The sequence below is a fragment of the Aeromonas sp. A35_P genome, from assembly GCF_002259925.1.
GTDB classification, from domain to species: domain Bacteria; phylum Pseudomonadota; class Gammaproteobacteria; order Enterobacterales; family Aeromonadaceae; genus Aeromonas; species Aeromonas dhakensis.
The window spans coordinates 1-22,314 of the sequence record NZ_NEVB01000228.1 but is presented as its reverse complement, the minus strand read 5'-3'; the positions used below and the strand labels follow the sequence as shown (position 1 = coordinate 22,314).

At 56.5% G+C, this 22,314-nt stretch carries 30 protein-coding genes; 5 read left to right on the top strand and 25 right to left on the bottom strand.

Annotated elements, in window-relative coordinates:
* Positions 1-474: 474 nt before the first annotated feature.
* The 10 genes from CAK78_RS18020 to CAK78_RS17975 form a co-directional block, all read right to left on the bottom strand.
* Positions 475-981: a hypothetical protein gene (locus CAK78_RS18020; RefSeq protein WP_094698191.1), complete on the bottom strand. Its 507-nt coding sequence runs from the start codon at positions 979-981 to the stop codon at positions 475-477.
* Positions 982-993: 12 nt separating this feature from the next.
* The gene (locus tag CAK78_RS23215) at positions 994-1,434 is read right to left on the bottom strand and encodes a hypothetical protein (protein ID WP_254924825.1); all 441 of its coding nucleotides are present in this window, start codon (positions 1,432-1,434) and stop codon (positions 994-996) included.
* A gap of 24 nt (positions 1,435-1,458) precedes the next feature.
* On the bottom strand, positions 1,459-1,650 hold the full coding sequence (locus CAK78_RS18010) for a hypothetical protein (RefSeq protein ID WP_094698190.1): 192 nt from the start codon (positions 1,648-1,650) through the stop codon (positions 1,459-1,461).
* Entirely contained in the window at positions 1,647-2,144 is a 498-nt protein-coding gene (gene radC / locus CAK78_RS18005; RefSeq protein ID WP_094698189.1) for a RadC family protein, read from the bottom strand. Before radC ends, CAK78_RS18010 begins: the two co-directional genes overlap by 4 nt.
* A 150-nt stretch (positions 2,145-2,294) precedes the next feature.
* Positions 2,295-2,480, bottom strand: a complete 186-nt coding sequence (locus CAK78_RS18000) for a hypothetical protein (RefSeq protein ID WP_254924824.1) — start codon at positions 2,478-2,480, stop codon at positions 2,295-2,297.
* A gap of 28 nt (positions 2,481-2,508) precedes the next feature.
* A complete protein-coding gene (locus tag CAK78_RS17995; protein ID WP_094698187.1) occupies positions 2,509-2,943 on the bottom strand; it encodes a hypothetical protein in 435 nt (144 codons plus the stop codon).
* Between the two features lie 10 nt (positions 2,944-2,953).
* Positions 2,954-3,379, bottom strand: a complete 426-nt coding sequence (locus CAK78_RS17990; protein ID WP_176452846.1) for a DUF2787 family protein — start codon at positions 3,377-3,379, stop codon at positions 2,954-2,956.
* Between the two features lie 35 nt (positions 3,380-3,414).
* Positions 3,415-3,978: a lecithin retinol acyltransferase family protein gene (locus CAK78_RS17985; RefSeq protein WP_094698185.1), complete on the bottom strand. Its 564-nt coding sequence runs from the start codon at positions 3,976-3,978 to the stop codon at positions 3,415-3,417.
* 84 nt (positions 3,979-4,062) lie between these two features.
* On the bottom strand, positions 4,063-4,749 hold the full coding sequence (locus CAK78_RS17980; RefSeq protein ID WP_254924823.1) for a hypothetical protein: 687 nt from the start codon (positions 4,747-4,749) through the stop codon (positions 4,063-4,065).
* 17 nt (positions 4,750-4,766) lie between these two features.
* On the bottom strand, positions 4,767-5,132 hold the full coding sequence (locus tag CAK78_RS17975; protein ID WP_094698183.1) for a hypothetical protein: 366 nt from the start codon (positions 5,130-5,132) through the stop codon (positions 4,767-4,769).
* A 271-nt stretch (positions 5,133-5,403) separates the two neighbouring features.
* Between CAK78_RS17975 and CAK78_RS17970 the strand changes: the two genes are divergently transcribed.
* From CAK78_RS17970 to CAK78_RS17960, 3 genes are all read left to right on the top strand, one after another.
* The gene (locus CAK78_RS17970; protein ID WP_094698182.1) at positions 5,404-5,754 is read left to right on the top strand and encodes a helix-turn-helix domain-containing protein; all 351 of its coding nucleotides are present in this window, start codon (positions 5,404-5,406) and stop codon (positions 5,752-5,754) included.
* A 375-nt stretch (positions 5,755-6,129) separates the two neighbouring features.
* On the top strand, positions 6,130-7,620 hold the full coding sequence (locus CAK78_RS17965; protein WP_094698181.1) for a SulP family inorganic anion transporter: 1,491 nt from the start codon (positions 6,130-6,132) through the stop codon (positions 7,618-7,620).
* Positions 7,595-8,485: a universal stress protein gene (locus tag CAK78_RS17960; protein ID WP_254924822.1), complete on the top strand. Its 891-nt coding sequence runs from the start codon at positions 7,595-7,597 to the stop codon at positions 8,483-8,485. The genes CAK78_RS17965 and CAK78_RS17960 overlap by 26 nt, the downstream gene beginning before the upstream one ends.
* A gap of 38 nt (positions 8,486-8,523) precedes the next feature.
* Here CAK78_RS17960 and CAK78_RS17955 read toward each other — a convergent pair whose 3' ends face one another.
* The 3 genes from CAK78_RS17955 to CAK78_RS17945 form a co-directional block, all read right to left on the bottom strand.
* Complete coding sequence (locus CAK78_RS17955; protein ID WP_069530066.1) at positions 8,524-8,754, bottom strand: thioredoxin family protein; 231 nt, start codon at positions 8,752-8,754, stop codon at positions 8,524-8,526.
* Between the two features lie 13 nt (positions 8,755-8,767).
* Positions 8,768-9,769: a permease gene (locus CAK78_RS17950; protein ID WP_094698179.1), complete on the bottom strand. Its 1,002-nt coding sequence runs from the start codon at positions 9,767-9,769 to the stop codon at positions 8,768-8,770.
* Positions 9,770-9,893: 124 nt separating this feature from the next.
* Complete coding sequence (locus CAK78_RS17945; protein ID WP_094698178.1) at positions 9,894-11,330, bottom strand: glutathione synthase; 1,437 nt, start codon at positions 11,328-11,330, stop codon at positions 9,894-9,896.
* A 244-nt stretch (positions 11,331-11,574) separates the two neighbouring features.
* Here CAK78_RS17945 and CAK78_RS17940 point away from each other — a divergent pair, with 244 nt between their 5' ends.
* Positions 11,575-11,853: a DUF4179 domain-containing protein gene (locus CAK78_RS17940; protein WP_094698177.1), complete on the top strand. Its 279-nt coding sequence runs from the start codon at positions 11,575-11,577 to the stop codon at positions 11,851-11,853.
* Positions 11,854-11,905: 52 nt separating this feature from the next.
* On the opposite strand, the gene CAK78_RS17935 is transcribed toward CAK78_RS17940, so the two are convergent.
* From CAK78_RS17935 to CAK78_RS17880, 12 genes are all read right to left on the bottom strand, one after another.
* Positions 11,906-12,454, bottom strand: coding sequence for a sigma-70 family RNA polymerase sigma factor (locus tag CAK78_RS17935; RefSeq protein ID WP_253182344.1), 549 nt, complete (start codon positions 12,452-12,454; stop codon positions 11,906-11,908).
* A complete protein-coding gene (gene arsC, locus CAK78_RS17930; protein WP_069526793.1) occupies positions 12,451-12,882 on the bottom strand; it encodes a glutaredoxin-dependent arsenate reductase in 432 nt (143 codons plus the stop codon). Before arsC ends, CAK78_RS17935 begins: the two co-directional genes overlap by 4 nt.
* Complete coding sequence (gene arsB / locus CAK78_RS17925; RefSeq protein WP_069526792.1) at positions 12,879-13,958, bottom strand: ACR3 family arsenite efflux transporter; 1,080 nt, start codon at positions 13,956-13,958, stop codon at positions 12,879-12,881. The genes arsC and arsB overlap by 4 nt, the downstream gene beginning before the upstream one ends.
* The gene (arsJ, locus tag CAK78_RS17920; protein WP_094698176.1) at positions 13,951-15,198 is read right to left on the bottom strand and encodes an organoarsenical effux MFS transporter ArsJ; all 1,248 of its coding nucleotides are present in this window, start codon (positions 15,196-15,198) and stop codon (positions 13,951-13,953) included. The genes arsB and arsJ overlap by 8 nt, the downstream gene beginning before the upstream one ends.
* Before the next feature lie 7 nt (positions 15,199-15,205).
* Positions 15,206-16,222 carry an ArsJ-associated glyceraldehyde-3-phosphate dehydrogenase gene (locus tag CAK78_RS17915; RefSeq protein ID WP_094698175.1) on the bottom strand — a complete coding sequence of 339 codons (1,017 nt, stop codon included), beginning with the start codon at positions 16,220-16,222 and terminating at the stop codon, positions 15,206-15,208.
* A gap of 10 nt (positions 16,223-16,232) precedes the next feature.
* The gene (locus CAK78_RS17910; protein WP_253182227.1) at positions 16,233-16,730 is read right to left on the bottom strand and encodes a phosphatase domain-containing protein; all 498 of its coding nucleotides are present in this window, start codon (positions 16,728-16,730) and stop codon (positions 16,233-16,235) included.
* A 33-nt stretch (positions 16,731-16,763) separates the two neighbouring features.
* A complete protein-coding gene (locus CAK78_RS17905; RefSeq protein ID WP_069526788.1) occupies positions 16,764-17,264 on the bottom strand; it encodes an arsenate reductase ArsC in 501 nt (166 codons plus the stop codon).
* 1 nt (position 17,265) lies between these two features.
* On the bottom strand, positions 17,266-19,053 hold the full coding sequence (arsA, locus tag CAK78_RS17900) for an arsenical pump-driving ATPase (protein WP_069526787.1): 1,788 nt from the start codon (positions 19,051-19,053) through the stop codon (positions 17,266-17,268).
* Positions 19,054-19,121: 68 nt separating this feature from the next.
* On the bottom strand, positions 19,122-19,550 hold the full coding sequence (arsD, locus tag CAK78_RS17895; protein WP_069526786.1) for an arsenite efflux transporter metallochaperone ArsD: 429 nt from the start codon (positions 19,548-19,550) through the stop codon (positions 19,122-19,124).
* Positions 19,551-19,560: 10 nt separating this feature from the next.
* On the bottom strand, positions 19,561-20,040 hold the full coding sequence (locus CAK78_RS17890) for an arsenate reductase ArsC (protein ID WP_094698174.1): 480 nt from the start codon (positions 20,038-20,040) through the stop codon (positions 19,561-19,563).
* Complete coding sequence (locus tag CAK78_RS17885; protein WP_094698173.1) at positions 20,037-20,420, bottom strand: ArsR/SmtB family transcription factor; 384 nt, start codon at positions 20,418-20,420, stop codon at positions 20,037-20,039. The genes CAK78_RS17890 and CAK78_RS17885 overlap by 4 nt, the downstream gene beginning before the upstream one ends.
* 85 nt (positions 20,421-20,505) lie before the next feature.
* Positions 20,506-20,802 carry an ArsR/SmtB family transcription factor gene (locus CAK78_RS17880; RefSeq protein ID WP_094698172.1) on the bottom strand — a complete coding sequence of 99 codons (297 nt, stop codon included), beginning with the start codon at positions 20,800-20,802 and terminating at the stop codon, positions 20,506-20,508.
* A gap of 106 nt (positions 20,803-20,908) precedes the next feature.
* On the opposite strand from CAK78_RS17880, the gene CAK78_RS17875 reads away from it, so the two are divergent.
* Positions 20,909-21,985 carry a permease gene (locus CAK78_RS17875; RefSeq protein WP_094698193.1) on the top strand — a complete coding sequence of 359 codons (1,077 nt, stop codon included), beginning with the start codon at positions 20,909-20,911 and terminating at the stop codon, positions 21,983-21,985.
* The last annotated feature ends 329 nt before the right edge of the window (positions 21,986-22,314 follow it).

The window sequence follows — 22,314 nt, the reverse complement described above, 5'->3', positions numbered from 1 at the left end:
TCCGGCTCATCAAACGTCAGTTTGGCTTTGTGAAAGCACGGTACAAGGGGCTGCGGAAGAACGACAACCAACTGGCGATGTTGTTTACGCTGGCGAATCTGTTTCGAGTGGAGCAGATGATACGGGGATGGGGTAGCTGCGTCCAAAATGCGAGGTAAGCCCCGAAAAGGGGGGGGTAATGGAACAAAAAGTCAGATTTGGGAGTAAATACGTCCGAATTTTGAAGTAATGAAATTTTAAAATGTGGGCATATTACTCATGATGAAGGTGCGATCCACTTGTTCGCACCTTCCTAAGCCGCTGCCAGCAGCGCAAATTGTTCGACTAAGTAACTGATGCTAATGCCCAGTTCATCGCTTACCTCATCTCCCAGAAGGTGATGCAGGTGTGCCATGTCATCGGCGACACGTTGGGCTAGGTGGGCTGTTGAGCTCGGTGGTGAGCTTGTCACTGTCAGGGTGATGGAGAGCTCCATTACATCTCTCCCCAAGGGGCTTGCTCCCACAGTGACAGTCGAGTCAGCACGTCTTGCGCCAGCGCTTGCTGTAACTGCTGGATTACCTTCACCATACGGGGAGCCTGCTCAGGGCTCCCGCTCCATTCACTCGATTGGTACAGGGCGCAGCAGGTGAATTTGTACAGAGCCACCAGCTCGCTATCGGTTAGTGGCGTCTGGTGGTAACGGTGCGCAGGTTTAAGTGGCCCCAGCTTGTTCGAGTGGTGCTGGCGTGGTTCCTTACGCTCCTGCTGACGCCCCAGCTGATAGCGATGCCAGACTGCCCGCCGATTGGCGAGCATCATCAGCCGTACCAGCCGGTCTACCCGCCACGTCCAGGTACTGGTGACATCCATTGGTGAGTTCCACCAGAGGGAGCGCAGCAGCTCCAAGGTGTAGTGCGGTGGCATCGGGGCATTGCAAAAACGGTGTAACTGTACGGCAAAGGCCAGGTAGTCCTTGCGATCGATCATGAAGGCAGACATGGGCATGGTTCCTTAAAATGCAAACGGCCACCTTCGGTGAGGTGGCCTTGTGGGTTGTGTCGAGATATCCGGATCATGGTGTGGGACCTGATGATCCTGGTTTGGGGATGCTGGCGTTATTCGTGTGCCTGCTCTGCGTCTGGAAGCCTCATCGAACAGGATGGCGTAGAGTGCACAATCAATGCCGTTAACGGCATCATGATGCGGGTAGTAGGGCGGTGCGTCTCGGGAGCGCTCGAAGTAGTCGCCAAAGCAGCTGAGACATTCACGGATCTCGATGGTGGATCCTTGCAGCAGGGTCTCTTCAAGCCGCTTGGCATAGGCCTCGTCATCACGCGCCTTGGTGACGGCCTTCTCCAGCAACGTCAGTGCATCTTCGTTGCTGGCGACTGCCAGGCCATGGCGCAGCTGCTCGAGGGTTTCCTCAAGGGAATAGGGATTGGGTAATCGCATGGTGCTTGTCCCTTCTTTGAGTAGCTAATGGCGTAGCTGATGCAGCAGCGTATCGATAGCCTCGATACAGTCAGCGTGGGTGAGCTGGTAACCATTGGGCAGATGAGCGACGATAGCAGGCTCGGCCTGCATCTCGACGTTGTCTGCAAGCCAGCAGCGCAGCTCGAGGAGGATATCGAGGGTAGTGAGGTGGTCTTTACCTGAGGTCTGGTTCATAGCTGACCTCTTTCGGCCAATGACACCACGCCCTCAGCACCGACCACCAGATGGTCGAGCAATCGCACATCGACCAAGGCCAAGGCCTCTTTGAGGGCTTGGGTAAAGACCCGGTCAGAGTGACTGGGTTCTGGGTCACCACTGGGGTGATTGTGGACCGCAATGATGGCCCCGGAATTGAGTAACAAGGCCCTTTTGACCACCTCCCGTGGGTAGATGCTGGCGCTGTCGAGGGTGCCGCGAAACAGCTCCTCAAAAGCCAGCACGCGATGCTGGGAGTCAAGGAACAGTGCGCCAAACACTTCATGCTCCCGGTCTTGCAGTAGGGTTTGCAGTCGCTCTGCGGCCTCGGTGGTGCTGGTAATGGCGGTGCCTTTGGCCAGGCGTTTACGGGCAATCTGATTGGCGATGCGCAGCAGGTCTTGCTCAGTCACCGGTTCGGTGACGACATAGGTGCCGGGGCATTCCCCGGCCTTGAGTTTGTGGTAACGCATGGTGGTCTCCAGAAAAAGAAAGACCCCGGCAGCGCGAGGCATACCGGGGCTAAATGCAGAGGTGTTGTTGGTTCACTTTGAGGGTAGTTCAGTTGGCCTTGGTGGTGGCTTTTGCTCTTGCTCCGGCTGTGGGTCCCCACATCACCGGTATCAGCGCTCGGGGATCAGCACGGTGAGCGGGATAGCAAGAGCCAAGCTCAGCCGTTCCGCCAGTTCATAGGCAGGGCCAATGGTGTCGTAATCAGCTACCCAGGTAGCCAGGGCTAGCTCGCTTGCTTCCACCGCCCGCAGGTAGACGCTGTAGCCCTGAACGGGTAGGCCACTGTCACGCACCACCTGCGTTTCCCCTTCTCGGTTAATCGCTTCAAGCTCTACTGCTATCGGTTGTTTTGGCATCTTGTTCCTCCTCTTGGGGTAAGGGGTCACTCTCCACGCAATAGCCGTGATGGATGCAGGTACGCTGCAGGTCGGCCAGGAAGCTTGCCAACACGCGGGGCTGCTCGGTGAGCAGAACCGGTCCTGCCTGACAGCGCCAGAAACAGCGATGCTTAGGGTCCACACAGATTTCATCCACGGGATGGCTCATGGTGCGCCAGTCCTCGGCATTGGTGAGGGAAAGCAGCTGCCACTGCACGCCAGACCAACGCAGGTGAAGCGTGACGGTGCGGGCGTTTGGGTTACCAGGAGTCAGGTGCAGCAACCAGCGTTCACCCTGGCGAGTAGGTATCAGCTTGGCCTTGGCTGCGACCAGTCCCAGCCACTGGCGGGAGTAGTGGGAGAGTGGCAGTTCGTTAGTCATCACACACCTCCTAATCCCCACTGACCGTGACGGTGAAATACCCCAACTGGGCGTAGCTAATGAAATTGCTCTGCCACATCGCGAACAGTTCCCGCGCTTCCACGCCGGGCAGTAGTCCCCAGCCCTGCAGATAGTGTTCGTCGCAGGAGAGGTTGAAGTCGAGCTCCTTGCAGAGCTCGGCATCCTGGCCCAGTCCCTGATAACTGAAGTCGGTGATGTAATCGAAGACCCAGCCGTGCAATCCCCGAATAAGCCGCAGCTCTACCGGATGGACGCCACCCGCCTCGGCACTGCAGCCGGGGCTGCGAAAGTTGAAGGTCAGGGTCGAGAGGTCGGTGAGGTCGAGCGGTTGTTCCCGCACGACGCTGCGCAGTAAGTCAGGCAGCTCGGGCGAAATCGGCAGGGCCATCCCTGCCAAGTGAAATGGCATGGTCATCATGGTGTGTCCTTTCGTATCGAATGTGAGAACCGTTAATCCCTGAACCAGCGCCAGGCGCGGTAGAGGCCGTAGGTTGCTGCCAAGGGGGCCGCCAGCGAGGTGGCCGAGCTCCCAAGCAGCGCACCGACTGCGGCGGTCACAGCGGTAGTTGCTGATGGGTTCAGTGCCGTGCTGGTGGCCATGCCAGGCAGGGCCGCAAGGGTGGGCTGATGGCCCACAGTGCGAAGCGCCTGATGTGCTATACACCCCGTGGCAATCAGCTGGTTAATCTGCTTGCTGTAGTGAAAGCCCTCGATACACCAGAGCACGAAGTGCTCGCAGTTGTTAAAGAGCGTGCTGTAGTGCGCCTCTCCAAGACGGGAGTGAGCACGGTCGATACTCTCCTCCCGGTTGAAAGCTCGAGTGCTATGGTGCTGGATGCGATAGCCCCGCCCTTGGCTAAACTCGGCAAGGGTGGCGATAGCTATCTGACCGGAATGTATACCGGCACTGCCCCCCTGGTAGTGGATGACCAGATGGTCCCCCAGATAGAGACCGTGGTGCTGGTAACCGGTGCGGGGGGAAACGAGGTGGTCCCCTGATTGTGGTAATGGCATGAACCGTTCCTTAAATAAAATGCGACATAAAAAAGAGGGCACCCGAAGGTGCCCTGATGGTGGTGAATGTGTGGTGGCTGGTGGTCAGGACTGCTTGCGCAGAGTCAAGCTGTTGGCATCCCATACCCAGCGCTGGCGAGGATTGCCGGGCAGGTCGAGGGTGAAACCGTTGGGGGCGGGGGTCAGCTTGCCTTCATCGCTGCAGGTGCCAAAGGGTTGTGAAAGCATGGTCAGCGCCCCCGTCTGGGCGACCGCCAACTGATAGAGCACCGGGCATGCCACACCGCCACTGTGCAGCTCAAACAAGACCGCCTGCCCGTTGGCCAGCGGCAAACGGTGCGTGAGTTTGATGGCGTCATATTCATCGGTGCGCAGCAGCACTTCACCCCCATGCCGGATCTCGATGTTGTCATCACCATTTTTCACGATGGTAAATGACGTGGTACTTGATGCAGCTGACGCAGGTGCAAAGGAGGGCTCGAAGTAACGACTGCCATCTGAATAGGTGAGCATAAAACCGTTCAGGGCAACCGGCTGGCTGACACTGGGTATGAGCCTTGGCTCATCTTCATCCAGCGGCATCAACATGATGCGTTCCCCTTTCGAGGTCTCTATCCAAAACTGCATGCTGGCGAAATTGAGGGTGCCCTCAACGTTGGCCGGTACCTGTTTAGTGACCGTTGGCACAGTGAACTGGGACGCAGCCCAGGTTGGTAAGGCAAACAGCGATAACCATGTGCACCACAGTGCCAGTTTGATTTTTTCTGTCATGTCACTCTCCAGACGACTTATTCAATGGTGTAAGAGGCATTGCCCAGATTGGTGAAGAGGGTGACCTCCCTCAATCGGCACGGCTCGGTCATGACCAAGAGCCAGCGTTCGGTGTAATTGAGCTTGAGCGGGAAATGGGTCCCCCCGAGCTGACCACCGATGTCATTGCGCAGCATCACCCGGCATTTACTCTTGCCGCCATTAATCAGCACTTTTTGAATGGTGACTTGATCGTTGAGCGAGGTGACAGATATCTGAGGCCGCCCGATAGCGGTGTATTCCACTTCCAAAGTGAATTCTGGGCCATCGGCAGATTCAGCATTACAGGCACTCAGTGATAGGCCACAGGCCAGCAGTAAGGGATAAAGCAGTGTGCGATTCATGATCTCTCCTTAATAAAATTGGCAAAAAGATGCCTGACCGACGCGGTGAGCCTGTCGGGCTAATGGGTGTAAACGTCATGGGTCAATGGTGGTGCTGGCTGATAGCCAAATGCCACCAAGTGGATGGATTGAGGTTAATTCGTGTCGAACTCCTTTCGATGTTGGGGTGACTATTTCAGTGAATTAGATCTAATGGGGTGATCCTCATCGCAAAGGGTCCTTAATGTCAATGAAAGTCCATAGTCAACTATCAGGGTTGGCTGGAGGACTTATGACAAACATCAACTCTGAAGAGCTGGCCAAGAGCGTGGGCAAAGCGATTGGGCGCCAACGCCAGCAGGCGGGGCTGACTCAGGAGCAAGTGGCAGAGCACTTGAAGATTGGTATGGAAGCCGTCTCTCGGATGGAGCGAGGCCTCGTGGTGCCGACCGTGGTGCGGTTAGCAGAGCTCGCCCAGCTGTTTGGTTGTGAGCTTGCTGATTTCCTGCGTGAGACCAGTAACCGCCCTACCGAACAAGGCATTGTGCTCAGCCAACAGTTGGCCAAACTCGATACAGCTGACAGAGAGCTGGTGTTGGAGGTGGTTGATAAGCTGGTGGTACGATTAGCTCGGTATTCCTGAACCGCAGTTATGGGGTAATTTTCCTGCGTTTGCATAATGATCATATATGCCTGAAATCTTTTTAATTATCGGGATATTAGCTCATTCCCATACATGCTCGACTAAATGTGCCCCCTCTAATGACTTCTCTGTTCGAGGACCTTCTGTTAGGATCTTGCGCTAATGATTCACCAACGCATACTCGCGTGACTGTAACGCCGCCCTAACCCCTCCCTCTGCGGCGCCTGCCGCTTGACTCTGGTTGTCACAACCGGAGCGCTTTTTTACACCCATTAGATCCAACTACAACAATCTGATCCTGCCCTCTCTCCATCTGACCCCAAAGTCGGTGGATGCGCTGCGCTATGGATCCTAAACAAGCGAGAAAATCCCCCCATGCTAGAACGTGCAAGACAAGAGTGGTTCTCCAACATCCGTGGTGACCTGTTAGCCGGAATCGTTGTCGCCCTGGCGCTGATCCCGGAAGCCATCGCCTTCTCCATCATCGCTGGAGTAGACCCCAAGGTCGGCCTCTACGCCTCCTTCTGTATCGCCGTGGTTATCGCTTTTGTCGGCGGTCGTCCAGGCATGATCTCGGCAGCTACAGGCGCAATGGCGCTCCTGATGGTGACCCTGGTCAAAGAGCATGGCCTGCAATATCTGCTTGCAGCGACTCTGCTCACTGGGGTACTCCAGATCGCGGCGGGTTACTTGAAGCTCGGCAGTCTGATGCGGTTTGTCTCTCGCTCGGTGGTGACCGGCTTCGTCAATGCGCTGGCGATCCTCATCTTTATGGCCCAGTTGCCTGAGCTCACCAACGTCACCTGGCAGGTCTACGCCATGACGGCGGCGGGACTTGGCATCATCTATCTGTTCCCGCTGATTCCGGTGGTGGGCAAGCTGGTGCCTTCTCCGCTGCTCTGCATCGTCATCCTGACGGCAGTCGCCATCATCATGGGCATCGATATCCGCACCGTGGGCGACATGGGCGAGCTGCCCGATACCCTGCCCATCTTCCTGTGGCCCGAGGTGCCGCTCAATTTGGAGACGCTGGCGATCATCTTCCCATACTCCGCAGGTCTGGCTGTGGTCGGTCTGCTCGAATCCATGATGACGGCAGCCATTGTCGATGACCTGACAGATACCAGCAGCGACCGCAATCGCGAGTGCAAGGGCCAGGGGATCGCCAATATTGGTGCGGGCCTGATGGGCGGCATGGCGGGCTGCGCCATGATTGGTCAGTCTATCATCAACATCAAATCCGGTGGCCGTGGCCGCCTCTCCACCTTTGTTGCAGGCACCCTACTCATCCTGATGGTGGTCTTCATGGATGAGTGGATCCGCCAAATCCCCATGGCGGCCCTGGTAGCCGTGATGATCATGGTTTCTATCGGGACGTTCTCCTGGGATTCACTGCGCAATCTCAAAAAGCACCCTCTCTCTACCAATATCGTGATGGTTGCAACGGTGGCGGTGGTGGTCGCTACCCATAACCTGGCACTTGGAGTATTTGTCGGGGTATTGCTCGCTTCCTTGTTCTTTGCCAACAAGGTTGCCCGCTTCATGCTGGTCAAGAGCGACAGCGAACGCCATGGTGAGGTTCGCACCTATCAGGTTCGCGGCCAGGTGTTCTTCGCCAGTGCCGAGCAGTTCTTTGCCGGATTTGATTTCAAGGAGGTGGTTGAGAAAGTGGTGATCGACCTCACCCACGCCCACTTCTGGGACATCACCGCCGTCACCGCTCTGGACAAGGTGGTCATCAAGTTCCGCCGTGAGGGCACCGACGTGGAGCTGATTGGTTTGAACGAGGCGAGTGCCACTATCGTTGACCGCTTTGGTGTTCACGATAAACCGGAAGAAGTTGAAAAGCTGCTGGCTGGCCACTGATCACAAAAAGGAATTTATCATGACAAACATTTTTGCCTGTATCGATGGCTCCCCAGCCATGACAGCCGTGTGTGATGCAGCGGTATGGGCCGCTACCAACACTGGGTTACCTGTCACCCTGCTGCACGTACTGGAAAAGAACGAGTTTGAAGGACAAGCCGACCTCTCCGGCAATATCGGCCTGGGCAGTCGTGAGCTGCTGCTCAAGGAGCTCGCCGAGCTGGATCACCAACGCAGCCGTCTCGCCCATGAACAGGGACGGATGCTGCTCAATAGCGGCAAGAAGTATCTTGCTGACTTGGGGATGACAGCGGTCGAGACCCTGCAACGCCACGGCCAGCTGGTCGAGACGACCCAGGAGCTCTCATCCGGTATGCGGATGTTGATCATGGGCAAGCAGGGCACCGCCCATGCCCACGACCTGATTGGCAGCAATATCGAAAACGTCATCCGTACCCTGGCTAATCCCATCATGGTTGTGCAGCCAGGCTTTCAGGCCCCAAGTCGCTTCCTGTTTGCCTATGACGCCAGCCCGACCGCCAAGAAGGTACTGGAGTTGATCGCAAGCAGTCCACTGCTCAAGGGGCTGGAGTGTGAGCTGGTTATGGTTGCCGAACCGAGTGACGAGTATGAACGCCAGCTGGCTCAAGCCAAACAGGTGTTGAAAAGTGCAGGTATCAGAGTTGAAGCAATGCTGCTGCAAGGAGAGGTGGTGCCAGTTGTTTGCCAGCATGCAGAAGAGGTAGGTTGCGACCTTATTGTGATGGGGGCTTACGGTCACTCACGGATCAGGCAGTTCATCGTGGGGAGCACCACCACAGGCATACTGAAAACGGCCAAAACCTCTCTGTTATTGCTGAGGTAATCAAGCAGCAGGGGCGGGTCATCCCGCCCCTGCGCGTATCAGAACCAGCGTTGCACTGCCTCTCTGGCCGGGATCCCACCTGCATGTACCACCTTGTCATCGATGACGACGGCTGGCGTAGACATCACCTTGTACTTCATGATCTCGGGCAAGGACTCGACTTTCTCAAGCTGGATCTCGACCCCCAGCTCATCCACCACCTGCTGGATCAGTTGAACGGTGTTCTTGCAGTTGGCGCAGCCCATGCCCAGCACTTTTACATGTTTCATCTCATACTCCTCATCAAGAAATTAACGGCGATACGAAGTTAAATACCCACCCAACCAGCGTGAAGGAGACCAGCAGCACCAGCAGCAAGGTGCCCAGTAACTGCCACTTCATCACTTGTTTGAGCAGAATAAATTCAGGAAAACTGGCCGCCACCGTGCTCATGCAAAACGCCAGTGTGGTGCCGATGGGTAGCCCGTTGACGATCAGGCTTTCCATCACCGGGATCACACCAGTCGCATTGGAGTAGAGGGGAATGCCGATCAGCACGGCAGCCGGAACTGACCACCATTGGCCTGCCCCCAGGTGAGCCGCAAGCCAGCCATCAGGGACAAAGCCATGGAGTGCGGCGCCGAGCCCGACCCCGACGATGACCCAGAGCCACACCCGTTTGAAGATGGTGAGGGTTTCCTCTTTGGCAAAGGCATGACGCTTGGCCAGCGAGAGGCGCGGGGCATCGGCATGCGGCTGGACGATATCACCTTGCTGATGCTGCCCTTGCTTGAGGGCCTCGGCGGCAAAATCGGCCAGCCAGCGCTCGGCCTTGATCTTGTCCAGAAAGGCCCCACCCAGCATGCCAACCGCCATGCCGACCACCACGTAAATCAGGGTGAACTTCCAGCCCAGCAGACTGACCAGCAACAGAACGGCTACTTCGTTGATAAGCGGTGAGGTGATGAGAAAGGCCATGGTGATCCCGAGCGGGATACCGGCTGAGGTAAAGCCGAGGAACACCGGGATACTCGAACAGGAGCAGAAGGGGGTGATGGCACCAAAGCCGGAGCCCAGGAGATAGCCCAACCCTCTATGCTTGCCCGCCAGATAGTCCCTCACCCGTTCGACATTCAGGGAGGCCCGCAGCATGGCCACGATATAGATCATGACCAGCAGTAGGGCGAAAATCTTGCTCACATCCTCCACGAAGAAATGCAGCGCATCCCCCAGCTTGGTTTGTGGGTTCAGGCCCAACTGCTCGTAGACCAGCCAACTGGCGAGGTCGGTGAAAATCTGAAACATAATGGCTCCATCAACATCGGTGTTATCCAGAAGACGTTGCATGTCAGCAAAGGATGCGCATATTTTTCGTCTTTTTTTTTGCTAGCGCAGTGATCTTATGGTTTGAGCCCAGCACTCTGCTCCATCAATCACTGAATACCAGCGAGTCAAGGACACCTTGCCCGCTATGAACACCGCCTTCTGTCGATTCGGCCGATTTGCTACGGATCAGATATCCCGCAAAGCTCTGCTCCGCGCAGGCAGGATGGCCATCGCTCTGAACTGTGAACATCCCCAGCTCACTGATCAAATCCGTCACCCGATATAACTCTCCTCTGCGCACTATCCAGGCTGGCATGGCTCTGGGAACGGGATGTAATCGGCCCATCAATGCCCAGGCGTGATATTGCCGGGGCTCCAGTGTCTCCAATTTTGCCGGGATATCTGCTCCAAACAGACAATGCCCACCCCCTTCCCCTTGGTTTTTAAGTACCCAACTATCGGAGGGTGCTGCTTTTACAAAGTGGAGGCTAGCAGGGGTCACAGGATGCATCTCACCCAGAACACCTCTCACGATATCGGCCTCTTGCGGGGTCAGGCCAAATGCAGCGAATCCCTCTTCTCCCAGACGTGACAGCAGCATTTGTACTCGCTTGCTGGTCGCCAATTGCTGGGCGATCGTGGCATTGACGGCGACTCTGTGTTGCTCAATCAATACACGGGTCGCCATCAGCGCCTGACAGCATCTCTGCTCCTTGAGATCAACAGCCTCATAATCCGAATATTGGTATCCGGCCCGCAAATAGACGGTATCGAGGGGGCCGACACCATCGAGGATCAACCTGTTGTTGGCGCCCGTGCTTAGCTGATTATGCAGTTCACGAAAGGTTCTGCGCTGGGTCTCAATTCCCTTGCGCTGGAGTGCCAGCTCAAGCAGGTGTTGATCAAACACATTGTTTTCATGCTCCTGCACAATCATCAGAAACCTGGCAGGGCCAGTGTCGCCAAACTCGCGCTTAATCTTGAACGTGGCCTCGGCAATGCCTGCTGACAACCCTTCAATGGCCTCATTGCCGACAAGTTCCCCCATTGCCTCGGGTGACAACTGCCCATATTCAGCAGGCCATTGCCGCTGTAGATAGTGGTGCAGTTCATGTATTCGCTGACCAAATGGCCCCATGCCAGCGGCGATGCCATTGAACTCGACCAGCTTGTGGCCATCGCGCTTGTCGTCCATAAAGTCGCTGCGCATGATAAGCAGTGGCAGCCGGGGTGCCTTGGTGGCTGATAAGTGGATCTGTTGATGCATGCCAAGCAGCGCTGAGAAGAAGGGGTCGCCTGCCGTGATGGGGTGAATGGCATCGTATAAAAAACCATGATCCTCAGAGACGGCATAGATCAGCTTGCTCAAGGTCTGAGCCGCACTTTTCAAATGCTGGTAGTCTCCCCGGCTAATCGGTGTTGGCGTCAGGGTAAACGGGGTATGCAAGGCAGAATAGAGCGACGCTTTAAAGGCGACACCGTGGGTTAATGCCCACTCGACTGAATCATCCCTGATTTTCTGAATGCCAAGAGAACTCATCACTTACTCCTGAATATTGACTTACAAACCTCAAGTTTTGGTTACCCAAACCTCATATCGCACAGCGATTTTCATATCCTCATCAGACTATGCGCAGCGCATTACGAGGAGGACGTGCAAGCCGCGAAAAGGATGCTCTTTAATTTTCTGACCTACGCCAACCTGACCTGGGCACTGTCATATTCTCGTCATACTCCCCGGCGATGATTAATAAAAATTAATCAACCAACATGGATAGATGAGCATGAAGAAAATCGTCGCTTCCGCCGCCCTGCTGGGCTTTAGTCTGCTTGGCACCGCCGCCTTTGCGAGCGAATTCAACCTGCCCGGTTTTGTCACCGAAGTGGAAGATGGGCGGTTGTGGGTCTTTAAAGAAGGCTCGCCAGAGCTGGAAGAGTTCAAGCAACATGGCGAACCGGCAAAACAGTTCAGCAATATCGGGGCAGGCCCCAATGGCATGACGGTCAAGGCTGCAAACCAGGAAACTCTGGATGAGTACCTGGCCGAAGCCAAGAAAAAATAAAGAAAAGGCCAAGGAGAACACCTTGGCCTTTTTGCTGAGCATCGTTCATGGCTTACTTCACCGCAGGGGTGAAACAGCAGACTCGTCCCAAGCTATCCAACCTGACCTGACAGTCCAGAGAGAGCTGCTGACGCAAGCGCTCCCTGGCTCGCAACAGACGCGACTTGGCGGCGGCAAGGGTCAAACCGTATCGGGCGGCATAGTCCGCCTGCTTCATGCCCTCCAAATCACAGTGCCTGAGAATATCCCGGTCAGACTGGGCAAGCTTCTCCAGCACTCTGGGCAAACAGCCCGCCAAGGAATCGACCGCATCGAGCTCACTGTGCTGCATGGCTAACTCGTCAGATAGTGGCAGCAACGGGCGTTGCCTGCGGCTTTTATCAATCACCAGATGTCTGGCGACTTCAAACAGCCAGGCCCTGGCATTCTCGATGGCGCAGAACTTGCCCTGCTGGCGGATTGCCCGCAAGAAGGTCTCTTGCAACAGGTCATCGGCATCCATCGGGCTGCCCGATTGCTTGAGCAACCACCCATAGAGCTCATGTTCATGCTGCTGCCATGCCGTCATCAGGCAAGGTGGCGCACCGGTTGGTTGGGTCACTTGATGCGTTTTCCTTGTGCATCTACAACCTGCTCTCCATCCTCCTTGGTGAAGGCCCCTTGTTGAGGGCTCGGCAGGATATCCAGCACAACCTCTGACGGGCGACACAACTTGGTGCCAAGCGGCGTCACCACGATGGGACGGTTGATCAGGATGGGATGGGCCAGCATGGCGTCAATCAATTCGTCATCGCTAAACCTCTCCTCAGCCAGCCCTAACGCTTCAAAAGGCGGCACGTTTTTGCGCAGCAAATCGCGCACCGGCATGCCCATGGCGGCAATCAATGTAACCAGGGCCTCACGGTTCGGCGGTGTCTCCAGATAGTGGATAACGGTCGGCTCAACGCCTGAGTTACGGATAAGTTCCAGCGTATTGCGGGAAGTGCCACACGCTGGGTTGTGGTAAATGGTGATAGCAGTGTCACTCATGCTTGCGCCTCCGCTTTGCCATAGTTGCGCTTCATGCGCAGGGCCACATTGACCAGACCGATCAGCACGGGCACCTCAACCAGCGGGCCAATGACGCCTGCGAAGGCCTGATCCGAACTCAAGCCAAACACGGCGATGGAGACCGCGATGGCCAGCTCAAAGTTGTTGCCGGTGGCGGTAAAGGCGATGGAAGCGTTCTTGTCATAGGGAATACCCAGCTTCTTGCCCACCAGGAAGCTGGTGAAAAACATCAGCACGAAATAGACCACCAGAGGCACAGCAACCCGCAATACATCCATCGGCAGCTCAACGATCATCTCGCCCTTGAGACTGAACATCAGCACGATAGTGGCCAGCAAGGCGATCAGCGTGATGGGAGAAATAGCCGGAATAAAACGCTCGGTGTACCACTTCTCCCCTTTCGCCTTGACCAGATAGTGACGGCTCAGGAAACCTGCTAGGAAGGGAATGCCCAGATAGATCAGCACGCTTTCGGCGATATCCAGCATGGTGATATCCACTGCGAAGCCCTGCAACCCAAACAAAGGTGGCAGTACGGTAATAAACAACCAGGCCATGAAGCTGTAGGTGAGGATCTGAAAACCGCTGTTGAGCGCCACCAGGCCAGCACCATACTCCTTGTTACCACCACCGAGATCGTTCCACACCAGCACCATGGCGATGCAGCGTGCCAGACCGATCAGGATCAGGCCCACCATGTAGTCCGGGTAGTCATGCAAGAATGTCAGGGCTATCACGAACATCAGAATAGGGCCGACCAACCAGTTCATGACCAGTGAGAGGGTGATGGCCTGACGGTCGCGGGTCATGGCGCCCATGGTGGCGTAGTTCACCTTGGCGAGCGGCGGATACATCATCAGGATGAGACCGATGGCGAGCGGGATATTGGTGGTGCCAACCGACATCGCCTCATTCCACTGCGCCACCTGAGGGAACAGATAACCAATGCCTACCCCGATGGCCATGGCGACAAAGATCCAGAGGGTAAGATTGCGGTCGAGAAAACTCATTTTTTTGCTGACGGGCAGATCATCGCAGCAGGCTGTATTACTCATCACGAGACTCCATGGAGTTGAATGAAGTGGAAGGCTGATGGCGCGGCAAACCGATAGAGATAAGCGCTGCCAACAGAATAAAGAGAGTGGAGATCCAGAGGCAGGCCTCAAGACCGTAGAGCTGGAATACCAGCCCGGATAGCAGGGTGCCGAGCTGGCGGCCCAGGGCATTGGCCATGTAGTAGAAGCCCACATCCAGCGATACGCCATCGGCTCCTGCATAACTGACGATGAGGTAGCTGTGCAGGGAGGAGTTGATGGCAAACAGGGCGCCAAACACCATCAAGCCACCCACCAGGCTAATGGCCGGATGCAGATCGAAATGCAGCGCCAGAGCAATCAGGGCCGGGGTCAGTGCCAGCACTAGCGCCCAACGCATCGCAGCCTTGCCATCGGGTACACGTCCCTCTCGCTTGCCGGTAAAGCGGGGAGCCTGGGTCTGCACCACGCCATAGGCAATGATCCAGAGTGCCAGGAATCCCCCCACATACCAATGATCCCAGCCAAAGCTGGAGGCGAGGTAGACAGGCAGTGCCACCACAAACCAGACATCGCGGGCACCAAACAGGAACAGACGAGCCGCTGACAGGTAATTAATGGCACGGCTCTTGGAGAAGATCTCGCTGAACTTGGGCTTGTTCTTGGCTTTGCCGAGATCCCGTTTCAGGGTCAGCATGCTAATGCACCACACCAGCGCCAACGCCAGTGCCATGACCAGCACGGCCCCCTGAAACCCGAGCAGGGTCAACAGGGCGCCACCAAGGAAAAAGCCCATCCCTTTCAAGGCATTCTTCGAGCCGGTCAGGAGTGCTACCCACTTGTAGAGCTGACCCTGCGCCTCTCCCGGCACCAGCAACTTGATGGAGCTCTTGGCGCTCATCTTGTTGAGGTCTTTTGCTATCCCCGAGAGCGCCTGCGCTGCCATCACCCAGGGCACCGTCAGCCAGAGTGGCGGCACCAGCAGCATACCGAGCGCCAGCACCTGGAGGGCGAGGCCGATGTTCATAGTGCGGTTGAGCCCGAGGCGAGCACCGAGCCAGCCCCCCACCAGATTGGTCACCACCCCGAAGATCTCGTAGAAGAGAAACAGGGAGGCGATGGCCAGCGGGCTGTAACCGAGCCCATGGAAGTAGAGCACCACCAACATGCGCAGAGCGCCATCGGTCAGGGTAAAAGCCCAGTAGTTGCCGGTCACCAGCAGATACTGGCGGATCTCGGGGGAGAGTCGGGTCAGTGACATGGTCAGGTTATCCTTGCGCCTTGTCCATTTGACCGACCATGCGCATCAGCTCGGCGGTGCGGTTGGCATAGCCCCACTCGTTGTCATACCAGGCGTAAATCTTCACCTGGGTGTCGTTGACCACCATGGTGGAGAGCGCATCTATGGTGCAGGAGCGCGGATCCGTCTTGTAATCCACCGACACCAGCGGGCGCTCTTCATAGCCCATGATCCCCTTGAGCTCACTCATGGCAGCGGCCTTGAGCAAGCCATTGACCTCGGCTTCGGTGGTGGGACGGTTCACCTCGAACACGCAGTCGGTGAGGGAGGCGTTGGCCAGCGGCACCCGCACCGCATGACCGTTCAGCTTGCCCTTGAGCTCCGGGAAGATGTGGGTGATGGCGGTGGCAGACCCCGTGGTAGTGGGGATCAGGCTCAGGCCGCAAGCGCGGGCACGGCGCAGATCCGCATGGGGGGCATCCAGAATGGTCTGGGTGTTGGTGATGTCATGAATGGTGGTCATGGAACCGTGCTTGATGCCCAGTTGTTCGTGGATCACCTTCACCACTGGCGCCAGACAGTTGGTGGTACAGGAGGCAGCCGTTACTATAGGGTGCTGCGCCTTGTCATAGAGATGGTGGTTGACCCCCATGACGACGTTCAGAACCCCCTCCTCCTTGACTGGCGCGGTGACCACAACACGCTTCACCCCTTGCTCCAGATAGGCACCCAGCAGGGCCTTGGTTTTCATCTTGCCAGAGGCCTCGATCACCACATCACAACCAGACCAGTCTGTCTGACAGATCTCTTTGTTGCTAGTGCAGAGGATGCGATGGTTACCGATCACCATCTCGTCTCCCTCGGCACTGGCTTCATGATGCCAGCGGCCATGGACAGAATCGAAGGTGATGAGGTGTGCCAGTGAAGCGGCATCGCCAGCCGGGTCATTGATGCGTACAAACTCCACATCCGCCCAGTCAAAGGCGGCGCGAAATGAGAGACGGCCCATGCGGCCAAACCCGTTGATACCAACTTTAATCGTCATGCTGTTTTCCTTAACCGGCGAATGAGTAGTGGGTGTTGAGGTAGTTGACGTGCGCTGCCAATGTCAGCGCCTTGGGGCGCAGCCCTTGTACCAGCGACTTGACCTGTGTCGGGGCGTAGCCTGCCTCCAGCAGCAGGATGGCTGCCATCAGTCCGGTACGTCCCGAGCCGCCACGGCAATGAATTGCCAGGGTCTGACCTGCCGCCAGACGCGCCAGCAGATCCGCCTTGTGGTTGGCAAAGGCTTCGGCAAACGGTGTTTCGGGGGCGCAATCGTCCTCTACCGGTAGCTGGAACCAGGCCAAATCTAACGCCTCGCACTCAGCGGGCAAGCTATCTGCCTTGAATTCGCTAAGCTCGGCATCGGGCATCATGGTGACCACAGCCTCTGCCCCTGCTTCTTTCAGGGTCTTGAGGGACGCTTGCAGGGAAGCCTCCTTGGTGCCGGGGCAGGGGGTGAAGATAAGGCGGGCGCCATTATCCAGGTTCAGGATGTCAAACGGGTGCATGATAAACAGCGACTCCATGTCTCATTGAGAACGTCAGGTGGGTGAAGAGTGGTTGATGGTACGCATCGCTTGTTGCAGTGAGATGCGATCCAGTTTGTTCAGTGGCAGGCTGAGGAAGATCCGCAGCCGGTTGCCAATTTCGTGATAAACCTTGTTAAACGCCGCCCATTGCGCCGCATCGCTCTCTGTCACTGCGGCCGGGTCGCTAAAGCCCCAGTGGCCGGTGATGGGCTGACCCGGCCATGCCGGGCACTGCTCGCCAGCTGCCTGGTCACAGACCGTCAGGATAAAATCCATCTTGGGGGCATCAGGATGAGCAAACTCTTGCCAGCTTTTGCTGCGCAGATTGCTGGTATCCAGATTGTGTTGCGCCAGCAGTTGCAGGGTCAGCGGGTGTATCTCCCCTTTCGGGGAGACGCCTGCACTAAAGGCCTTGAAGTTGCCCTGACCGAGCCGGTTGAGCAGCGCCTCAGCCATGATGCTGCGGGCCGAATTGCCGGTGCACAGAAAAAGCACATTGAACGGACGTTGCATCTCACATCTCCTTGTGGACGGGGTGACATAAATCTTGCAGCGCTTTCACGCCCACCGGTTCGACAGCTTGCAAGGGCACCACGGCATAACGCTTCGCATGCTCCTGCTTGACCGCGTCGATATGGGGCTGCTGACGATACGCTCGCTGGGCCAGCAGTGGTGAGGTGACGCTGGCTGGGGCCAGCATGTGATTGACCACCCAGGCCCATGGCTCGATACCGGCGCGGCGCAGGTCGGCTTGCAAGTTGGCCGCCTCCTGTACCGGAGTAGGTTCGGGCAGGGTGACGATCATCACCTTGGTCTGTTTCGGGTCTTGCAACTGCATCATGGGGGTGGTGAAGTGCATCCCCTTGCCCCCCATCTGACGGGCGATCTCCCGGTGATAGGCACCGGTCGCATCGAGCAGCAGCAGGGTATGGCCGGTGGGGGCGGTATCCATCACCACGAAGCGCTTGCCCGCCTCACGAATGATCCGCGAGAAGGCCTGAAACACGGCAATCTCTTCGGTGCAGGGGGAGCGCAAATCTTCTTCCAACAGGGCGCGGCCCTGGGCATCCAGACTCGCCCCCTTGGTGGCCAGCACCTGAGCACGATAACGCTCGGTCTCGGCGTGGGGATCGATGCGGCTGACCTCCAGGCTGGGCAAGGCTCCAGCCAGGGTCTCTCCCAGATGGGCTGCGGGATCTGAGGTGGTCAGATGAACCGGCAGCCCCCGGCTGGCGAGCTCAACGGCCACTGCTGCTGCCAGGGTCGTTTTACCCACACCGCCCTTGCCCATCAGCATGATGAGCCCGTGGCCATCGCTGGCCAATTCATCGACAAGTTGCTTCAAGCCAGGATGTGGTTCAGTGGTTGTGCTCTCAACCTCATCAGTCCCAGTGACCGGTGCTGCACCCAGTAACTGGCGCAGGCTCTCCACGCCCACCAGATTGGTCGCCAGCAGCGGTACTCTGTCTTGTGGCAAACTGGCCAGCAGCGCTGGCATATCAGCCATCGCCAGCTGCTCACGTTGCCATACGGCTGTCGCCAGGGGGTCATCCGCCAGCTCGCTTTGCGGGAAGATGCCATTGATGACCAGTTGCTGATTGGCAAGGCCGATGGTCGCCAGCTCATCATGGGTACGCGCCACTTCCCGCAAGGTTGAGGCTTGCGCCCGGGCGACCAGAATAAGCCGGGTTTTCCCCGCATCTGACAGGGCCGCAACGGCCTCTGCGTATTGGCTGCGCTGTTTTTCCAGCCCCGCCAATGGCCCCAGACAGGAAGCATCGCCCTTGCCCTGCTCCAGAAACTCGCTCCATGCCCCCGGCAATTGCAACAGACGGATGGTGTGGCCGGTCGGTGCCGTATCGAACACGATATGGTCGTATTCCCCCACCAGGCTGCTATCGGTCAGCAGGGCAGTGAACTCGTCAAAGGCGGCGATCTCTGTGGTGCAGGCACCGGAGAGCTGCTCTTCAATGCTGCGCACCACGCTCTCGGGCAATTTGCCGCGCACCGGGCCAACGATACGTTCGCGATAGGCTTGTGCGGCGGCTTGCGGGTCAATCTCCAGTGCTGATAACCCACTGACTGCCGCGATGGCGGTAATGCTGTTACCTATCTGGGTGTCGAACACCTGGCCTACGTTTGACGCCGGATCCGTGCTGACCAGCAGTACCCGTTTGCCACTGTCACACAAGGCAACCGCACTGGCACAGGCCAGCGAGGTTTTACCCACCCCACCTTTACCGGTGAAAAAGAGAAAGGGGGGCGCATCATTGAGAAACGAGTAGTTCAGAAACGGGGACATGAGAGACTCCTATCAGGAAGAACGAGGCAATTGACCGAACAGAGAACTTGCCAGCCAGGCGATGACGCTTAGCAGCAACCACTGCTACCGGAGCAGCATCCACTCTTGACGATCCCTTTGATGGCACCGGCTTTGTTGGACTCAGCGTCTGGCTGTTCACCTTCGGCACCATCACTTTCTGGTGCTTTCGGTAGCTCCAGTCCTGCATAGCGGATCAGTTCAGCGCGGCTGGGATAGCGACCGGTGAGTACCACCTGGCCATCAACCAGCGTCACCGGTAATCCTTCTTCCCCGGACAGTTCCAGAAAGGAAGCCACTGCCGGGGTTTCAGCGAAGACCAGGGGTTGTTGTGCCAGGTTGAATCGGTATAAAGAGCCACCCTGTTGCTTAAGCCACTCGGCGTCACCGGCAAAGATCACCAGGTTCTGGTCAACTTCTGTGCCGCATACACCGCTGGAGCAGCACAGGGCCGGGTCGAAAACTTGTATCAGTCTCATGGTCTCTTCCTCACTTAATCTCGGTGGCAATCGCATCCAGAGCTGCTTTTAGCCCCTCGCGATCATTGGAAAAACGGGATACATCTTGCGACAAGAGAGCTTCGATACGCTTTCTCAGCGTCGAGTATGCGCTGTAAAAGGCGAGCGCTATCTGCTCCTCGGTGCCGGTCACATGGGCGGGATCATCTACGCCCCAGTGGGCTCGCAATACAGGCCCCAAATAGACAGGACAGGTTTCATTGGCCGCGTTACCACACACGCTGATCACCACATCGGGTGTCACCGGCAGCTCATGCCAGGATTTGCTGTGCAATCCGCTGATGTCGATACCCTCGCGGGTCAATAACGCCAGTGAACGGGGATGCACCTCACCGGTTGGTTGACTACCGGCACTCATGGCATGCCAACCGGCAGGGGCCAGGTGGTTAAAGATTGCCTCTGCCAGAATGGAGCGGCACGAGTTGCCGGTGCATAGAAACAAGATATTCATGATGAGCAACCTTCCTTGTTAGTGCAGGTATGAACAGGCGGAAGCACCTCAGCAGCACAATTGGCCGTGCTGCGCATATCCGAGCACTGTTCTGGATTGCCATAGCAGCACTCTTCGGTGAGGTAACCGATCAAATCGAGCATCAGGGGAATATTGGCGCGGTAACGCAAGAAACGGCCCTCTTGCTCCACCGAGACAAGGCCTGCATGCAGCATGGCTTTCAGATGGAATGAAAGAGTGTTCGGGGCGATATCCAGTTCACTGGCAAGCTGGCCAGCGACCATCCCCTCCAGCCCTGCCTTGACCAGCAGACGCCATACATCGAGGCGGATACCGGATGCGAGAGACTCGAAGACTTTAGTGGCTGTATCTTTATTCATTTGAACCTCGTCATTCACTTCATGAGTACAACTATACAAGAATAGTTGAAATGATCAACCCACCCAGACCTTGCTATTGATGTATTTAGGTACAGTTACTGTTTACACAACACTCTTCACGGAAAAACGCGATGATCTCTTCCAGCACCTCGTATTGAGAGACGCACAGCAGGGTACGACTCTCCCGGTTCTGCTTGACCAGACCCACCGAGACCAGCGCGGCAATGTGGTGGCTCAGGGTCGATGCGGGAATCGCGAGCTGCTTTTGCAACTCTCCGACAGGCAGGCCCTGCTCTCCCGCCTTGACCAAATGCTTGAAAATGAACAACCGAGTCGGATGCCCCAACTCTTTCAATGCCTTGGCAACTTCGTCCAACTCCATAGCTCACTCTCCTTGATGGAATATATTTCGATAATACCAGAAATATATTGACCACCCCAATGATTCGACTATTTTGGAAATATAGTAAATCAAAGAGGATATGAAAATGAATGACTGGTTAACCATGCTGACAGATGCATCTCAGATGTTTTTGTTCCTGGCCTTCGAGCTCTCTGTGCTGTTTCTGGTGATCAGTGCAGGGGTCAGCTTGATTCGCCAGAAGATCCCCGATGCCAAAATCCAGGCCATGCTGGGGGCTCGCAAAGGCAGAGGCTATTTGATTGCTGCGGTATTGGGGGCATTGACGCCCTTTTGTAGTTGCTCAACCATTCCGATGCTGCGCGGACTCTTGTCTGCCAAAGCCGGTTTTGGGCCAACCCTGACCTTCCTGTTTGTCTCGCCGTTGCTCAACCCGATCATCGTCGGCCTGATGTGGGCCACCTTTGGCTGGAAAGTGACGGTACTGTATGCCGTGATTGCAGCAGGCGTGTCTGTACTGGCGAGTATGCTGCTGGACATGCTGGGGTTTGAGCGTCATGTGATTGACCCCAAAGAGGGCAAGCAAAGTAGCTGTAGCACCGGTTGTGGCACCACGACAAGTGAACCTGCCAGTGTGAGTGCAACCACCTGCTGCGCAAGCAATGCTATCAAGTCCGTCAAACCGCTAAAGGCTCAGGCATCCTACTGTACTGCGCAGCCCGATGAGACCGCACCCACTCTCTCTTGTTGCGCAGATGGCACTGCGGCACTGACCCAGGCCCCTGTCATTCCCACGGCCTTCGCTAAGGCACGCATCGATGCCTGGCAACAATTCAAAGAAGTGCTGCCTTACTTGTTGCTGGGGGTACTGATAGGGTCATTTATCTACGGTTTCATCCCCGCCGAGTGGATTGCGGCCCACGCCGGGGCAGATAATCCGCTGGCGATCCCGTTCAGCGCCATCGTGGGTATTCCGCTCTATATCCGGGCAGAAGCCGTTATCCCTCTGGCATCGGTATTACTGGGCAAAGGAATGGGCATGGGTGCGGTGATGGCACTGATTATCGGTAGTGCAGGAGCCAGCCTGACCGAGGTGATCCTGCTCAAATCGATGTTCAGAACCTCCATGATTGTAGCGTTCCTGACCGTTATACTGGGGATGGCCGTCATGATGGGCTACCTGACCCAACTGCTGTTTGCATAAATGACAGAGGGCCATCAACAACTGATGGCCCAAAGCTATGCTATTAACTCACATCTTGGGTTTGTCGCTGCTACAACAAGCCCCTTGGTCTGCCGAGGCGACGCTGAATCGATGATCTCGCCATCCGCCCGAAGGTTCGGCGACCGGCTGGCAATACCGCCAATATCTGCGAATCCAGCTTGGTCTGATAACTCAGTGCGTTAAGGAAGGTGCGAACAAGTGGATCGCACCTTCATCATGAGTAATATGCCCACATTTTAAAATTTCATTACTTCAAAATTCGGACGTATTTACTCCCAAATCTGACTTTTTGTTCCATTACCCCCCCC

Excerpts from the sequence above, each read along its gene's own strand:
- CAK78_RS18020 (WP_094698191.1), bottom strand. The coding sequence starts at position 981 with ATGTCTGCCTTCATGATCGATCGCAAGGACTACCTGGCCTTTGCCGTA.
- CAK78_RS23215 (WP_254924825.1), bottom strand. The coding sequence starts at position 1,434 with ATGCGATTACCCAATCCCTATTCCCTTGAGGAAACCCTCGAGCAGCTG.
- CAK78_RS18010 (WP_094698190.1), bottom strand. The coding sequence starts at position 1,650 with ATGAACCAGACCTCAGGTAAAGACCACCTCACTACCCTCGATATCCTC.
- radC (WP_094698189.1), bottom strand. The coding sequence starts at position 2,144 with ATGCGTTACCACAAACTCAAGGCCGGGGAATGCCCCGGCACCTATGTC.
- CAK78_RS17995 (WP_094698187.1), bottom strand. The coding sequence starts at position 2,943 with ATGACTAACGAACTGCCACTCTCCCACTACTCCCGCCAGTGGCTGGGA.
- CAK78_RS17990 (WP_176452846.1), bottom strand. The coding sequence starts at position 3,379 with ATGACCATGCCATTTCACTTGGCAGGGATGGCCCTGCCGATTTCGCCC.
- CAK78_RS17985 (WP_094698185.1), bottom strand. The coding sequence starts at position 3,978 with ATGCCATTACCACAATCAGGGGACCACCTCGTTTCCCCCCGCACCGGT.
- CAK78_RS17980 (WP_254924823.1), bottom strand. The coding sequence starts at position 4,749 with ATGACAGAAAAAATCAAACTGGCACTGTGGTGCACATGGTTATCGCTG.
- CAK78_RS17975 (WP_094698183.1), bottom strand. The coding sequence starts at position 5,132 with ATGAATCGCACACTGCTTTATCCCTTACTGCTGGCCTGTGGCCTATCA.
- CAK78_RS17970 (WP_094698182.1), top strand. The coding sequence starts at position 5,404 with ATGACAAACATCAACTCTGAAGAGCTGGCCAAGAGCGTGGGCAAAGCG.
- CAK78_RS17965 (WP_094698181.1), top strand. The coding sequence starts at position 6,130 with ATGCTAGAACGTGCAAGACAAGAGTGGTTCTCCAACATCCGTGGTGAC.
- CAK78_RS17955 (WP_069530066.1), bottom strand. The coding sequence starts at position 8,754 with ATGAAACATGTAAAAGTGCTGGGCATGGGCTGCGCCAACTGCAAGAAC.
- CAK78_RS17950 (WP_094698179.1), bottom strand. The coding sequence starts at position 9,769 with ATGTTTCAGATTTTCACCGACCTCGCCAGTTGGCTGGTCTACGAGCAG.
- CAK78_RS17945 (WP_094698178.1), bottom strand. The coding sequence starts at position 11,330 with ATGAGTTCTCTTGGCATTCAGAAAATCAGGGATGATTCAGTCGAGTGG.
- CAK78_RS17940 (WP_094698177.1), top strand. The coding sequence starts at position 11,575 with ATGAAGAAAATCGTCGCTTCCGCCGCCCTGCTGGGCTTTAGTCTGCTT.
- arsC (WP_069526793.1), bottom strand. The coding sequence starts at position 12,882 with ATGAGTGACACTGCTATCACCATTTACCACAACCCAGCGTGTGGCACT.
- arsB (WP_069526792.1), bottom strand. The coding sequence starts at position 13,958 with ATGAGTAATACAGCCTGCTGCGATGATCTGCCCGTCAGCAAAAAAATG.
- arsJ (WP_094698176.1), bottom strand. The coding sequence starts at position 15,198 with ATGTCACTGACCCGACTCTCCCCCGAGATCCGCCAGTATCTGCTGGTG.
- CAK78_RS17915 (WP_094698175.1), bottom strand. The coding sequence starts at position 16,222 with ATGACGATTAAAGTTGGTATCAACGGGTTTGGCCGCATGGGCCGTCTC.
- CAK78_RS17910 (WP_253182227.1), bottom strand. The coding sequence starts at position 16,730 with ATGCACCCGTTTGACATCCTGAACCTGGATAATGGCGCCCGCCTTATC.
- CAK78_RS17905 (WP_069526788.1), bottom strand. The coding sequence starts at position 17,264 with ATGCAACGTCCGTTCAATGTGCTTTTTCTGTGCACCGGCAATTCGGCC.
- arsA (WP_069526787.1), bottom strand. The coding sequence starts at position 19,053 with ATGTCCCCGTTTCTGAACTACTCGTTTCTCAATGATGCGCCCCCCTTT.
- arsD (WP_069526786.1), bottom strand. The coding sequence starts at position 19,550 with ATGAGACTGATACAAGTTTTCGACCCGGCCCTGTGCTGCTCCAGCGGT.
- CAK78_RS17890 (WP_094698174.1), bottom strand. The coding sequence starts at position 20,040 with ATGAATATCTTGTTTCTATGCACCGGCAACTCGTGCCGCTCCATTCTG.
- CAK78_RS17885 (WP_094698173.1), bottom strand. The coding sequence starts at position 20,420 with ATGAATAAAGATACAGCCACTAAAGTCTTCGAGTCTCTCGCATCCGGT.
- CAK78_RS17880 (WP_094698172.1), bottom strand. The coding sequence starts at position 20,802 with ATGGAGTTGGACGAAGTTGCCAAGGCATTGAAAGAGTTGGGGCATCCG.
- CAK78_RS17875 (WP_094698193.1), top strand. The coding sequence starts at position 20,909 with ATGAATGACTGGTTAACCATGCTGACAGATGCATCTCAGATGTTTTTG.